The organism is Actinacidiphila guanduensis, assembly GCF_900103985.1.
GTDB lineage: Bacteria > Actinomycetota > Actinomycetes > Streptomycetales > Streptomycetaceae > Actinacidiphila > Actinacidiphila guanduensis.
The window spans coordinates 425207-438912 of record NZ_FNIE01000004.1; the positions used below are offsets into that span (position 1 = coordinate 425207).

13 protein-coding genes are annotated in these 13706 nt (G+C 76.2%); 7 read left to right on the plus strand and 6 right to left on the minus strand.

Annotated elements, in window-relative coordinates; genetic code table 11:
* Positions 1 to 45: 45 nt before the first annotated feature.
* Positions 46 to 2040 (minus strand): P-loop NTPase family protein, encoded by a 1995-nt coding sequence (locus BLR33_RS10820; RefSeq protein ID WP_093784120.1) that lies wholly within the window; start codon positions 2038 to 2040, stop codon positions 46 to 48.
* A gap of 163 nt (positions 2041 to 2203) precedes the next feature.
* Between BLR33_RS10820 and BLR33_RS35145 the strand changes: the two genes are divergently transcribed.
* The 5 genes from BLR33_RS35145 (at position 2204) to BLR33_RS10840 (ending at position 4475) form a co-directional block, all read left to right on the plus strand.
* Positions 2204 to 2494, plus strand: coding sequence for a hypothetical protein (locus BLR33_RS35145; RefSeq protein WP_245771329.1), 291 nt, complete (start codon positions 2204 to 2206; stop codon positions 2492 to 2494).
* A gap of 47 nt (positions 2495 to 2541) precedes the next feature.
* The gene (locus BLR33_RS10830; protein WP_093784302.1) at positions 2542 to 2850 is read left to right on the plus strand and encodes an ArsR/SmtB family transcription factor; all 309 of its coding nucleotides are present in this window, start codon (positions 2542 to 2544) and stop codon (positions 2848 to 2850) included.
* Positions 2847 to 3143 carry a DUF6126 family protein gene (locus tag BLR33_RS10835; protein WP_093784121.1) on the plus strand — a complete coding sequence of 99 codons (297 nt, stop codon included), beginning with the start codon at positions 2847 to 2849 and terminating at the stop codon, positions 3141 to 3143. The genes BLR33_RS10830 and BLR33_RS10835 overlap by 4 nt, the downstream gene beginning before the upstream one ends.
* Before the next feature lie 123 nt (positions 3144 to 3266).
* Positions 3267 to 3416: a putative leader peptide gene (locus tag BLR33_RS35150; protein ID WP_176930221.1), complete on the plus strand. Its 150-nt coding sequence runs from the start codon at positions 3267 to 3269 to the stop codon at positions 3414 to 3416.
* 204 nt (positions 3417 to 3620) lie between these two features.
* Positions 3621 to 4475, plus strand: coding sequence for a DUF1684 domain-containing protein (locus tag BLR33_RS10840; protein ID WP_093784122.1), 855 nt, complete (start codon positions 3621 to 3623; stop codon positions 4473 to 4475).
* A 286-nt stretch (positions 4476 to 4761) separates the two neighbouring features.
* On the opposite strand, the gene BLR33_RS10845 is transcribed toward BLR33_RS10840, so the two are convergent.
* Positions 4762 to 5646: an NAD(P)-dependent oxidoreductase gene (locus tag BLR33_RS10845; protein ID WP_093784123.1), complete on the minus strand. Its 885-nt coding sequence runs from the start codon at positions 5644 to 5646 to the stop codon at positions 4762 to 4764.
* 50 nt (positions 5647 to 5696) lie between these two features.
* Positions 5697 to 6092, minus strand: coding sequence for an ArsR/SmtB family transcription factor (locus BLR33_RS10850; protein WP_093784124.1), 396 nt, complete (start codon positions 6090 to 6092; stop codon positions 5697 to 5699).
* 138 nt (positions 6093 to 6230) lie between these two features.
* Between BLR33_RS10850 and BLR33_RS10855 the strand changes: the two genes are divergently transcribed.
* Positions 6231 to 8372 carry an HAD-IC family P-type ATPase gene (locus BLR33_RS10855; protein WP_093784125.1) on the plus strand — a complete coding sequence of 714 codons (2142 nt, stop codon included), beginning with the start codon at positions 6231 to 6233 and terminating at the stop codon, positions 8370 to 8372.
* Positions 8373 to 8382: 10 nt separating this feature from the next.
* On the opposite strand, the gene BLR33_RS10860 is transcribed toward BLR33_RS10855, so the two are convergent.
* A complete protein-coding gene (locus BLR33_RS10860; RefSeq protein WP_093784304.1) occupies positions 8383 to 9060 on the minus strand; it encodes a response regulator in 678 nt (225 codons plus the stop codon).
* Positions 9061 to 9448: 388 nt separating this feature from the next.
* Here BLR33_RS10860 and BLR33_RS10865 point away from each other — a divergent pair, with 388 nt between their 5' ends.
* Positions 9449 to 9733: a dsRBD fold-containing protein gene (locus tag BLR33_RS10865; protein WP_093784126.1), complete on the plus strand. Its 285-nt coding sequence runs from the start codon at positions 9449 to 9451 to the stop codon at positions 9731 to 9733.
* Positions 9734 to 10205: 472 nt separating this feature from the next.
* On the opposite strand, the gene BLR33_RS10870 is transcribed toward BLR33_RS10865, so the two are convergent.
* Both BLR33_RS10870 and BLR33_RS10875 read right to left on the minus strand, forming a co-directional pair.
* On the minus strand, positions 10206 to 11078 hold the full coding sequence (locus tag BLR33_RS10870) for a universal stress protein (RefSeq protein ID WP_093784127.1): 873 nt from the start codon (positions 11076 to 11078) through the stop codon (positions 10206 to 10208).
* Between the two features lie 11 nt (positions 11079 to 11089).
* On the minus strand, positions 11090 to 13546 hold the full coding sequence (locus BLR33_RS10875) for a glycoside hydrolase family 65 protein (RefSeq protein ID WP_093784128.1): 2457 nt from the start codon (positions 13544 to 13546) through the stop codon (positions 11090 to 11092).
* Positions 13547 to 13706: the final 160 nt, after the last annotated feature.

A 13706-nucleotide genomic window follows, 5' to 3' on the forward strand; every position in this document is an offset into this window, starting at 1 on the left:
TCGGCGACCCGGCCCTTCTCCGGGCGCCGCCCGGGCCGGTACGGGCTACTCCACGCCGTTGCGTTCGCGGATGGCAGCCGCGGCCGCCGCGTACGTCGCTGCCTGCTCAGGGTCGTGGGCGCTTTCCAGGGCGGCCAAGGCGTCCAGGACGCGGGCCTCCTCGAAGCCCGAGCCCCGGCGGCGGGCCGATTCCAGCGCCTCGCGGTAGAGGCGGGCCGCCTCACGGCGGCGGTCCGCAGCGGCGAGGACGCGGCCCAGTGCGAGGGCGATCCGGGCGGTGATCCGTTCGCGTTCCATCGCCGTCGCCGTGTTGTGGGCATCGGCGAGCAACGTCAACGCGGCTTCCCGATCGCCGAGTTCGGACTGCGCCTGGCCGAGGCGGTAGGTCTGGAGCAGGGCGCCGTAGGCGTTGCCGATCGAGAGGTGGAGGTCGCGGGAGCGGGCGAAGTCGGCTGCCGCCGCGGCCCAGTCGCCCGTCGCGGAGGCGAGCATGCCGCGGAACTCGACGGCGGAGGCCCGCAGTTTCGTGTGCTCCTCCCCCAGCAGCTCAAGTCCCGCGAAGGCGCCGCGGATCTCCGCGGCGGCGGCCTCGGTGTCGCCGGACTCCCAGAGGCGGCGGGCGAGTTGGCAGCGCATGCGCACCATCGCGGGCACGTCGCCGGAGCGCACCGCGCTGTCGCGGCCGAGCCGGAACGCCTCGGTGACGCCGGGCTGCCGCGGGTGGTCGAGGGCGAGCGTCCACACCGTCTCGCACAACGCGACGGTGAGCGCGTCGAGTTCGCGATCGTGGGCCAGCCGCACGCAGGCGAGCAGGGTGTGCCGTTCGTCGCGCAGCCAGCGAACCGCGCGGGTCCTGCGGGCGGTGCGCTCCTCGCCGGCGGCCTGCTCCGGGTCGGGCAGCGGAAGGTCGGGGGCGCCCTCGACCGGGTCCACCGATGCGGCCACGATCAGGCGGTCGCCTGCCGCGAAGCGGTCGGCGCGCTGTCCCTGCCGGGTGATCCAGGTCAGCACCCTCACCTGCGCGGCCGCCACCTCCTCGGCGCGCAGGTCCTGCCGGGCCCGCCGCCTGGCGTGGGCGCGCCGCAGCTCGGGCAGGCGCACCCGGGCACCCCGGTCGTCGAGGGTGCCGCGCAGATCGGCCAGCCCTGCGGCGGCCAGCTGCTCCAGTGCGTCGTCGCAGGCGTCGGGGCCGAGGCCGAGCAGCGCGGTCGCGGAGGCGCGGGTGAAGGCGGGGCCGGGGTGCTCGCCGAGCAACCGGTACAACAGCCCGGCCGACGGCGGGAGTTCGTCCAGCGCTGCGTCCCAGACCTGCTCGACCACCGGGATCACGTCGGTGCCGATCCGGGCCCGCAGCTCGTCGAGCAGCCGCGGCAGGGGGCGCAGTGGGTGGCTCCTGATCCAGGCGCCCGCGGTGCGCAGCGCCGCGGGCAGCCCGGCGCACAGCGCGGCCGCCGCGCGCGCCGCCTCGGGGTCCGCCGCGAGCCGTTCGGGCCCGGCGATCCGGCCGAGCAGGTCCAGCGAGGCGGCCTCGTCCAGCGGCGCCAGCGGAAGTTCGAGGGCGGTGCCGTCCTCCAGGCCGGGCAGCGGGCTGCGGCTGGTCACGATCACGACGCTGCCGCCGGAGGCCGGGACGAGCGGCTCCACCTCGGCGGCGTAACGCGCGTTGTCCACGACGAGGACGATCTCATGGCGGGCCGTCACCGACCAGTACTGCGTGCACCGGGCCTTGAACGAGCCCTTCACGAAGGCAGGTTCGACCCCGAGGGAGATCAGCAGCTGGGTCAGCGCGTCGGCGGTGTCGGCCGGGCCCTGGGTGCGGAACTCGTCCAGGTCGACGCAGAGGACGTCCGCGAAGCCGGCGCCGATCCCGCGCGCCACCTCGTTGGCCAGCTCGGTGCTGCCGGCGCCGGCCGGGCCGCTCAGGGCGATCACCAGCGGCCTGCCGCGGTCACCGCGGCCCTCGAACTCCCGGCGGACCACCGCCTTCTCCGCATCCCGGTTCACGAAGTGCACCGCCGCCGGCGGAAGTTCGATCGTCACCCGGCCCCACCCCTCCCTGCGCGCCCGGCCCCCGGCGCCGGAGAGCCGGGGTCCACCCTAGGGCCTCTCGCTCACCCGGAGTGCCCGGCGGAGCACGCGCCGACCCGGTCGGGGGAATGTGCGGCCGTCGCGCGTACTCTTGAAGAGTTCTGCAATTTATCAGGTGTCGATCGGCACAGTGAGGGGATCGGTGGGCGTGGCCGAGGACGGATTCGTGGCGGCGGTCCTGGAGCGGGTCCGGCTGGCCCGGGCGCGGCTCGCCGCGGCCCGCGCGTCCGGTGACCCCTACGAGGCGGCGGTGGCCGCCGACGAGTTGGACGACGCGGTGCGCGTGGCGGATCAGCACGGCATCGGCACGGAGGCGGTCGTCGAGCCCGCCGCCGGGGCGGTCACGGAAACGGGCGCCGGGCCGGTCGCGGAGCCGATCGGCGAGCCGGAGGAGGAGCAGCGGTGAAGGCCGTCGGGGTCCCGCTCTACCAGGCGAAGGCGGAGTTCTTCCGGATGCTCGGCCACCCGGTGCGCATCCGGGTGCTGGAGCTGTTGCAGGACGGCCCGATGGCGGTGCGCGACCTGCTGGCCGCGATCGGGATCGAGCCCTCCAGCCTCTCCCAGCAGCTGGCGGTGCTGCGCCGCTCCGGCATCGTGACGGCCACCCGCGAGGGCTCCACCGTGGTCTACACGCTGGCCGGCGGGGACGTCGCCGAGCTGCTGCGGGCCGCCCGCCGCATCCTCACCGAGCTGCTGGCCGGCCGCCAGGACCTGCTGGACCAGCTCACCGAGTCCGACCCGGGCGCCGGCGGCGCGAGGTGACCGGGACGAGCGGGGCGAGCGGGGAGACGAGCGGTACGGGGACGGGTACGGAAGGCGGCGCTGCGGACGGCACGGCGAGCGGCGCCGAGACTCCTGCCGGGGCGCCGCCGGCGCCCGCCGCACCCGTCGCAGCGCCCCTCACCGCCGGGCCGGCCCTCCCCACGGGCGACCAGTCCGAGCGGTGGAAGGAGAAGGCCACCCGGCTGCGGGTGATCTTCTACGTCGCGGGGACCCACCTGCTGGCCGCGATCCTCTGGTTCTTCTTCTACATCGGCTCGCACACCCACAAGTAGCCCGCTCCCCGGCCCTGCCGACACCCCCGGGGCGGCCATTGTGCGCGGCCGGGCGGCGGAGTTACCGTTCCCAGGAGCGGGGACGGGCCGGGGACGGCCGCGAGCAGGGCGGGAGGCGGCGTCATGCGCGAGAGCGGAGTCCGCCCGCTGCACACCCTCGCCACGTTCTCGCGACGCCACATCGACCTCCAGCGCGTCGCCGGCGCCCTGTGTACCGGCGCTCCGGGTGCTCCGGCCGCCGTGCCCGCGGCTGCCACCCGCGCCGTCGGCTAGGACCTGTCCGGCCCGTCCTGCCTGCTCGCCGGGCGGACGTCGCCACACGTCGGCCCCCCCGGCTCCGGCAGGCCCACCGCCGTACGGCGCGCACGGGCACCGCGCCCGCACCCTTCGGCACCCCGTCGGGACCCTTCGGCCACCGCGCCCCGCCCTCCCGCGGCCCCGCGCGCATCCCCACGCACCTCCCTTGAAGGAGTCACCATGACCGTCCGCACCGAGGAGACCACCACCGAGGAGGCCCGCGCGGCCTTCGCCCGGGAGTGGCAGGAGTGGCACGCCCGCCACGAGAAGATCCGCGCCGACGCGCACGGCTTCCTTGCCATCACCGGCCTGCACTGGCTGGACGCCACCCCCACCCGCTTCGACGACGCCCCCGGTGCCTGGTCGAGCAGGCCCGAGGGCGTCGTGGTCGAGCTGGCCGAGGACGAGGAGCTGGTCCTGGACGGTGAAGTGCTGCGCGGGCGGCACGACTTCGGGGTGCTGGCCGAGCGCAGCAGCATCTTCCCGGCCGCGGGCGACGCCGTGATCGAGGTCGCCAAGCGCGGCGGGTACGACATCGTCCGCCCCCGCCACCCCGACAACCCGCTGCTGCTCGCCTACACCGGCACCCCCGCCTACGCCCCGGACCCTCGCTGGGCCCGCACCGCCCGCTTCGTGCCCTTCGAGACCCCGCGCCCGACCACGGTGGGCGCTGCCGTCGAGGGCCTGCAGCACGTCTACGACGCCGTGGGCCGGGTCGAGTTCGACCTGGACGGCGAGGAGCTGGCGCTCACCGCCTTCAACGGCCGGACCCCGGGCAGCCTGATGATCCTGCTCACCGACGCCACCTCCGGTGTCACCACCTACGCCGCCAACCGCTCGCTGTCGCTGCCCGCCCCGGCCGCCGACGGCACCGTGCCGATCGACTTCAACCGCGCCACCAATCTGCCCTGCGCCTACACCGAGTTGGCCACCTGCCCGCTGCCTCCGGCCGAGAACCGCCTCGCGGTCGCCATCGAGGCGGGCGAGCAGACGCCGACCACCCCGGTGACCGCCCACCGGTCCGTCCCCAACTGAGTCCCTGCGCGGCGCCCTTGCGGCCGATGTGCCCGACCGCGGGGCGCCGCTTAGCAGTTCCGGGTTTCCGCTGGGGCGCCCGACTCGCGGTGTCGGCCGAACGCCGTTGCGCCCACGGCTCGTTGCCCGCGGTGCGGCAGGCGGCGGGCAACCCCATGGCTGCCGGCACGGTGGGCGGTGACTCGGCGGCGCGAGCGGCCCGGACACCGTGCGGCAGGGCGCGAGCGCCGTCCACCCGAAGCCCATGGCGCTCGGGGCGCGGGAGCCGGCCCTTCCGCGGCGACCTTCACAAGGTCGTGCGCAACTGCGTGCCCGCCAGCTCCTCCAGGAGGGCCACCGCCAGGAGTTCGCCGTCGGCCGGGCCGAAGCGGGCGACGGTCTGCTCGTAGAGGCTGCGGACCGCCTCGGAGACGTCGTGCGGGGTGCCCAGGTCGCGGGCCATGGCGGTCAGGGCGGCGAGTTGGCGGTGGACGCGGTCGATGGCGTAGGAGGCGAGGTAGTCGCCGCCGTAGAGGGCGGGCAGGTCGCGGCGGATGAAGTCGCTGCCGGCCGCGCTGTCGGCGAGAACGGCGTGCAGGGTGTCGAGGGCGATGCCCGCCCTGGTGCCCAGCAGCAGGGCCTCGGCGGTGGCCGCGGCCTGGCCGAACCACAGCAGGTTCACCAGCAGCTTGGCGGTGTAGCCGGTGCCGGAGCCGCCGGTGTGCACGATGCGGTCGGCCAGCTGCTCCAGCAGCGGCCGGTGGGCGTCGAGCAGGTCCGCGTCCCCTGCGGCGAACAGGCGCAGCCGCCCTCGGGCGGCCTCATCGGGACCGCCTCCCATGGGCGCTTCGAGCACCTGGACGCCATGGGCGCCGGCCAGTGCGCGCAAGGGTGCCGACCCCGCGGGGGTGTTGCTGCTGAGGTCGAGCCACAAGGCGCCCGGCGCCATGGCGGCGAACACCTCGTCGCCGAGTGCGGCGCCGACCTCCTCGGGCCCGGGCAGCACGGTCAGCAGCACGTCCGCACCCGTGGCGGCGTCGGCCGCCGAGCCGGCCCGGCGCACCCCGCCGCCCACGGCGTCCACCCGTTCGGGCAGCAGGTCGAAGGCGGCCACCTCGTGCCCCGCTCCGGCCAACCGCGCGCATATCGGCGCGCCCATCCGCCCCACCCCGACGACCGCCATCCGTGCCATGCCTGGAGCGTACGCATCGGCTCCACGCACGGGACTGCCGCCCCGGCGCTTCAGACCGCCGGCGGCACCGCCACCTCGTCCGCCTGCCGCGGAGGCGTGTCCGTCATGCCGAGGCGCAGGTGCTCCACGTGGTAGAGGGCCTGGTCGAGGAGCTGGGCGACGTGGTTGTCGTAGAGAGCGTAGACGACCGAGCGGCCGCTGCGGGTGCCGGTGACCAGGCCGAGGTTGCGCAGCAGCCGCAGCTGGTGCGAGCAGGCCGACTGCTCCATGCCCACCGCGTCGGCCAACTCGGTTGCGGGGCAGGGGCCTTCGCGCAGCCGGGCGAGGATCAGCAGCCGCGAGGGGGTGGCCAGCGCCTGGAGCGTCGCGGCGACCTTCGGCGCGGTCTCCGCGGTCAGCGGGGTGCGCGGGACGCCGTCGTCGTAGGAGTTCGCTCCATGGCCCATACGACCATCCTACGGAGCCCCACACATGAATGACTGTTCAAGCGTTCCTGTACGGTGGGAGGGCGCGCCGGGCCTCCCCCTCGCCCCGGCCGCGTCGCCGCGCACCGGACGCCTGCCGTGAAGGAGCCCGCCCCCGCCATGTCCGCCACCGCCACCCGCCCGGACGTACGCCCGCCCGCCGCCGCTGCGGCCGCGGCCGCGCCGCACCGCAGGACCCGGGTGCTGGTGCTGCCCGAGGCCCGCTGGGCGCTGGCGGCCCTGGTGCTGTTCCTGACGGCGCTGCCGCTGTACCTGCTGGGCGCGCCGGCCTGGTCGTGGGGCCCGCTGTTCGCCGCCGTGTACGCGGCCGGCGGCTGGGAGCCGGGCCAGGCGGGCCTGCGGGCACTGCGCGAGCGCACCCTCGACGTGGACCTGCTGATGGTCGTCGCCGCCCTGGGCGCGGCCGCGATCGGCCAGGTCCTGGACGGTGCCCTGCTGATCGTCATCTTCGCCACCTCCGGCGCCCTGGAGGCCCTGGCGACCGCCCGCACCGCCGACTCGGTGCGCGGGCTGCTCGACCTGGCCCCGGCGACCGCGACCCGGCTGCGCGCGGACGGCACCGAGGAGCAGGTGCCCGCAGGCACGCTCGCCGTGGGCGAGACGGTCCTGGTGCGGCCCGGCGAGCGGATCGGCGCCGACGGGCGGGTGCTGTCCGGCGCGAGCGAGGTCGACCAGGCCACCATCACCGGCGAGCCGCTGCCCGTCGCCAAGGAGGCGGGCGACGAGGTGTTCGCGGGCACGCTCAACGGCACCGGGGCGCTGCGGGTGCGGGTCGGGCGCGACCCCTCGGACTCCGTGATCGCGCGCATCGTGTCCATGGTGGAGGAGGCGTCGCGCACCAAGGCGCCAACGCAGCTGTTCGTGGAGCGCGTCGAGCAGCGCTACGCCCTCGGCATGGTGGCGGCCACCCTCGCGCTGTTCGCGATCCCGCCGGCCTTCGGCGCCGCCCTCCAGCCCTCGCTGCTGCGGGCGATGACGTTCATGATCGTGGCCTCCCCCTGCGCGGTGGTGCTGGCCACCATGCCGCCCCTGCTGTCCGCGGTGGCCAATGCCGGCCGCCACGGCGTCCTGGTGAAGTCCGCGGTGGTCATGGAGCGCATCGGCCAGGTGGACGCCGTCGCCCTGGACAAGACGGGCACATTGACGGAAGGGGTGCCGCGGGTCACCGAGGTCCTGCCGCTGGTGACCGCGGGCCGTACGGGTGGAGCGCCTGGGGGCGGCACGAGCGGGGCCCGTACCGGCGATCCTGCCGCCGGAACGGTAGCGGCCCGCACCGGCGGTCCGCTCGGTGGCGCGGTCGCGGACCACGTCGGTGGTACGACGGGTGGCGCGGTCGCCGACCTGACCGGCCCGGCGTTCTCGGAGCCCGCCCTGCTGCGGCTCGCCGCTGCGGCCGAACTCCCCAGCGAGCACCCGCTCGCGCGGGCGATCGTGGCGGCCGCGCGCGCCCGCGGGCTGGACCTGCCCGAGGCGAGCGGCTTCGCCTCGGCGCCCGGGGCGGGGGTGACCGCGGAGGTGGAGGGCCGCACGGTCTCGGTGGGCAGCCCCGCGCGGCTGGCGGGCGGCGCGGACGGGCCCGCGGCAAAGGCCGCGGCCGGGCTGGAGGCCGCGGGCCGTACCGCCGTCCTCGTCACCGTGGACGGTGTGCCCGCCGGGGTGCTCGGCATCGCCGACCGGCTGCGCGAGGAGGCCGCCGCCACCGTCGCGGCCCTGGCCGCGCTCACCGGCCGCGGCCCCGTACTCCTCACGGGTGACAACGAGCGGGCGGCCGCCGCCCTGGCCGCGCAGACGGGCATCGCCGACGTGCGGGCGGGGATGCTGCCGCAGGACAAGGTGCGGGCGGTCGGGGAGCTGGCCGCGGGCGGGGCGCGCGTGCTGGTGGTCGGCGACGGCGTCAACGACGCGCCCGCGCTGGCCGCCGCCCATACCGGGGTCGCCATGGGCCGGGTGGGTTCGGACCTCGCGCTGGAGAGCGCCGACGCGGTGGTGGTGCGCGACGAGCTGGCCACCGTCCCCGCCGTGATCGCCCTGTCCCGCCGGGCCCGCCGCCTGGTGCGGCAGAACCTGGTGATCGCCGGGGTGTTCATCGCCGCCCTGGTCGCCTGGGACCTGGCCGCCCACCTGCCACTGCCGCTGGGCGTGGCGGGCCACGAGGGCTCCACGGTGATCGTCGGCCTCAACGGACTGCGGCTGCTCGCCGACTCCGCCTGGCAACGCGCCCGCCCGGCTCCGGCGGCGTAACCGCCGTGCGCTACTGCGGCTCGCCGTGCGTGGCGATCACCGCGGCCTGGATGCGGCGTTCGACGCCGAGCTTGGCCAGCAGGCGCGAGACATTGTTCTTGACCGTCTTCTCCGACAGGTAGAGGCGCTTGCCGATCTGGCGGTTGGTGAGCCCCTCGCCGATCAGCGCGAGGATCTGCCGCTCGCGGGGTGTCAGGTCGGCCAGCGGGTCCGGTTCGGGCGCACCGCCCGTCCCGTCGCCGCGCAGGCTCGTCATGAGCCGGGCGGTGGTGGCGGGGTCGAGCATCGATTGCCCGGAGGCCACCGTGCGGACCGCCGAGACCAGGTCGGAGCCCTTGATCTGCTTGAGCACATAGCCCGACGCCCCGGCCATGATGGCATCCAGCAGCGCGTCGTCGTCATCGAACGAAGTCAGCATCAGGCACGCCAACCCCGGTGTCGCCGACCGCAGTTCGCGGCAGACGGTGATGCCGTCGCCGTCGGGCAGCCGCACATCGAGCACGGCCACGTCCGGCCGCAGCGCGGGTCCGCGGGCAAGGGCCCGGCCGGCCGTCCCCGCCTCACCCACCACCTCGATGTCGGGCTCGGCGTCCAGCAGGTCGTGCACCCCGCGCCGGACGACCTCGTGGTCGTCCAGGAGAAACACCCGGATCGGGGACTCCGCGGAGAATGTCCGTGTCTGGCCCATCATCGCCTCGCCGTCTCGTCCGCCCCATCCGTCCCATCCATCCCGGCTCTACGATCGTCGCTCCGCCACGAGCACGCCACAAGGGCCGAACGGGCCCGCCGTTCGGGGACGGCCCGGGCCGCCCGCGGGCACCGCGGCGGACAGTGCCCCACTCGGCCCTATCGGCGCCGGGCCGACCGGCGGGAGGCTGGACGGAGGCGACGGCGGCGGTGCCCGCGCGGCTCGGGGCAGGGTGGCAACCAGGAGCCGGACCGCGGCGGGCAGGCTCACGCCGCCGTCGCACCCCGGCAGGACCGGCCGGGCCCGCGGCGAGTGGCGGCCCGGCCACCCAGGGCGCGCTCCCCCTGCCCGCGCCCCGGGGCTACGACACCCGAGAGGAGCGCAGACGATGACGCAGCAGATGGACCAGTCGACGGTCCGGCCCCCGCACACCAGGACGTGGCGGCTGCGCCTGGACATCTTCGAGGAGAACGACGACGCCACCACCGCGCACGCGGTGCTCGACACCGGCGACAACGTCCTGGACTCCCGGGCGACGGCCCGGCGCAACCCGCACGACCCGCCCGCCCCGGAGATCGGCGACGAGTACGCGGCCGGGCGGGCCCTTCTCGAAATGGGCCGCCGCCTCCTGGGCGAGGCCACCACGGACACGGCGGCCAACGCCTCCCGCTGACCCTCGGCGGTCGCCTCCGGCGGGGCCCTGCCCGCCAGCGGGCGGCTGCCGCCGGGCGCCGGCCCCTACCCGGACGGTCCCCGGCCGCGGGAGTTCCCCGGGGCCGGCGCGCACCCGTCTGCCCACGCAGGCCCCACGCCGCGCCCGGCCGTGGGCCCCTTGTGGGGGTCACCCCTGGGGGAGTCGCTCCCCGCGCCCCTCGCGGGCCCACCGGCCCACGCAATTCCCACTCCGACCCCGGACCGTGGGTCTCTTGTGGCGGGTCACCCCTCTGGGGAGCCGATCCCCACGCCCCTTTCGGCCACCCGCTTGCCCCACGCGGGCCCCACGCCGTCCCCGGCCGGTGGCCCCCTCTGGGGGAGCCACCTGCGCCCCTTGCGGGCACCCGCCTTCCCACTCAGGCCCCACGCCGACCCCAGACCGGTGGCCAGTCGGCATCGGCATCGGGGCCCAGGCGCGGCCCCCTTGTCGCTCAGGCGGCGGTCGGGCCGTTGTGGGGGATCAGGGCTACGGGGGTCGGGGTGCCGTGGAGGACCCGCTGGGCGACCGGGCCCAGGCGGGGGTTGCGGCCGTGGCCCGCGCGGTGGCCCAGGACGACCAGGCAGGCGTGCTCGGCGGCGTCGGCGAGGTGGCGTCCCACTCCGCCGACGGCTTCCTCACCGATCACGTCCACTGCGGGGAACCGGGCCTGCCAGGGCGCGAGTTCGGCCGCGAGGGCGGCATCCTCGGCGTCGGGGCCGACCGCCTCGACGGGCGCGGTGGGGTCCGCGTCCGCGCTGCTGCCGTGCACGATCCGCAGGTTCTCCCGCCGGGCGTCGGCGGCCTCGAAGGCGAAGGCGATGGCGGGGTCCGCGGGCCGGGCGACGTCGAGCCCGAGGACGACGCTCCCGGCGTCCTCTTCGTCGCCGTCCGCGGGCTCGCCGGCCTCGGCGGGTACCAGGACGACAGGGCAGGGCGCGTGGCCGGCGACGGCCCGGCCCACGGAGCCGAGCAGCGTGCCCGCGAGCGCGCCCTCGCCGCGGGTGCCGACGACCAGCAGGTCGGCCTGCGAGGCGGCGGCGAGCAGGGCGTCGGCCGGGCGGGCGGCCACCTCGTCGGCGACCACGGGCAGGTCCTCGTACTCGGCCCGCAGGCGGGCCTCGGTCTCCATGGCCGCGCGGGCCGAGGTGCGCGGGCGGGGTGCGGGGTCGGTGGGGGTGGTGACGGTGGTGCGGCCGGGCAGCGGCGGCTGGGCGTGCAGCAGGCGCAGGGCCACCCCGCGCCTGGCCGCCTCGCGGGCCGCCCACTCGGCGGCCGCCCCGCCCGCGGCCGAGCCGTCGACTCCGACAGTGACATTGCGACGCATCGGTGGCCTCCTCAATGGGTGTCGTCTTCCACCCTTGTCTCCCGGCCGCGCCCGCCGGCAGGGGCCACTCGTCCCCGCCGCGGGTCGGTCGGCCCCAGGTCGATGTCGAGCGCGTCGCCGGGCGACAAGGTGCGGGTGCCGCCGGGGAGCGCGATCCGCAGGGGGCCGGGGCCGTGGGCGGGCACCGCGGCCTGGAGCCGGCCGTCGCTGAGGGTGAGCCGCACGCCCCAGTGGCCGCGGTAGCGCAACGCGACACGGAAGCGGGAGAGTTCGGGCACGGCGACGGGGTCCAGGTGCAGGGCGTCGGCACGCGGTTCCAGGCCGGTGATGCCGCGCTGGACGAGGTCGAGGGTGCCCGCCATGGCGCCCAGGTGGATGCCCTCCCCGGTGGTGCCGCCGTGCAGGTCGGCGACGTCGCCCAGGAGCGCATTCTGGATGTACGGCCAGGCGTCGGCGCGGCCCTTGGAGCGGGCCAGCACCCAGCCGTGGACGAGTTCGCTGAGCGTCGAGCCGTGGCTGGTGCGGCGCAGGTAGTGCTCGACGGTGCCGCTCCAGGCGTCGTCGTCGAGCCGGTGGCCCAATCGGGCGAAGAGTTCGGCGAGCCGGGCGGGCGGGAAGAGGTAGCCGAGCATCAGCACGTCGGCCTGCTTGGACGCCTGGTAGCGGTTGGGGGTGTCGCCCTCCGCCTCCAGGATGCGGTCCAGGCGGCGGATGTCGCCGTAGCGCCTCCGGTAGCCCTCCCAGTCGAGTTCCAGCAGGTCGCCGTAGCCGTCGAACTGGCTGATCACACCGCGGTGGAAGGGGACGCGCAGGCGCCGCGAGACGTCCTCCCACAGCGCCGGCTCGTCCGCCGCCATGCCGATCCGCTCGAAGAGTTCGGCGCGCCGGGCGGCGGGCAGGGCCGCGGCGAGTTCGACGGCTCGGGCGAGCACCCAGGCGGCGGTGACGTTGGTGTAGGCGTTGTCGTCCAGGCCGGGCTCCTGGGCGCCGGGGTAGGCGTCGTGGTACTCGTCGGGGCCGACGACGCCGCGGATGCGGTAGCGGGCCGTGGCGTCGTCCCACCGCGCCCGGTGCGCCCAGAAGCGGGCGATCTGCAGGACCATCTCGGCGCCCGGGCCGTGCAGGAAGTCGGTGTCGCCGGTGGCCTCGGCGTACTGCCAGACGTTGTAGGCGACCGCGGAGCCGACGTGGTGCTGCAGGCGGGTGTGGTCCGGCAGCCAGCGGCCGGAGCGGGGGTTGAGGTGCAGCGACTGGGTCTCCTCGCGGCCGTCGCTGCCGCTCTGCCACGGGTACATCGCGCCCGGCAGCCCCGCCTCGCGGGCGGCCCGGCAGGCGGCGCCGAGCCGGCGGTGGCGGTAGCCGAGCAGGGCGCGGGAGACCTCGGGCAGGTGCAGGTCGAGGAAGGGCAGCACGAACAGCTCGTCCCAGAAGACGTGCCCGCGGTACGCCTCGCCGTGCAGGCCCCGGGCGGGCACGCCGGCGTCGAGGTCGGCCGTGTGCGGGGAGAGGGTCTGCAGGACGTGGAAGAGGTGCAGCCGCACGACGTGCCCGGCCTCGCCGGCCACCCCGATCTCGGCCCGCCGCCACAGGCGCGCCCAGGCGGCGGTATGGGAGGCGAACAGGTCCGCGGTGTCCGGGGCCCGTGCGGCGGCGTCCAGGGCGGCCTGCAGGGGGTCGCCGATGGCCGGGTCGCGGGAGGTGTGAAGGGCCGCGGTCTTGTCCACCTCGACGGGGACGCCGTCGGCGAGCGGCACGGTGAGCACCCGGTGCACACCCCTGGGCCCGCGGAGCACCGGGCCGGGGTCGGCGGCGGCCGAGCGGACGCGGACGGCCAGGGCGACGCGGATGTCGGAGCGGGAGGTGCGGCAGCTCGCCCACAAGGTGCCGTCGCCCGCCTCGCCGGTGGTGATGCCGGTGAGGTGGCGGCCGTCGAGCTGGGCGTAGCGGGCGACACCGGCGTTGACGGTGTCGGTGTCCACGCCCGCCTCGACCTCCAGCTCGCCGGACCAGCCGTGCGCCGTGACCCGCACCTGCTGCCCGGCCAGGTGCGGGTCGCCCATGTGCACCAGCCGCCGCTCCTCCAAGGTGGCCTCGTGCCCGGCGGGGTCCCTCAGCCGCATCAGGCGGGTGAGGGTGCCGGCGCGCAGGTCGAGTATTTGCTCGTAGTGGAGCACCGCGCAGGTGTCGGGGCCGAACCAGGTGCCGCCGCTGACCCGGGCGCGCAACGGCAGCCAGTTCGGCAGGTTGACCATGTCCTCGTTCTCGACGGTCCGCCCCGCGACAGTGGAGGCCAGGCGGTTGTAGACGCCGGCCGCATAGGTGCCGGGATAGTGCACGTCACCTGGCCGCGCCTCGGCGGCCGCGCCCCTGGTGGCGAAGTACCCGTTCCCCAGGGTGCACAGGGCCTCGCGCAGCCGCTCCTGCTCCGGTTCGTACCCCTCGTAGCGCCAAACCCAGTGCGGCTCCATCCGAGGTCCCTCCACTCGCCCCTTCCATGGCACCACGCCTCCCCCGTTCCGCGACTCGGGAGAACGACGCCCTGGTGAGGGGCCCACGCCGAGCACTTGGGAGGCGCCGCCATAGACGCGGGACCACCCCCGTCACCATGGACGCGGGGCCACTCCCGTC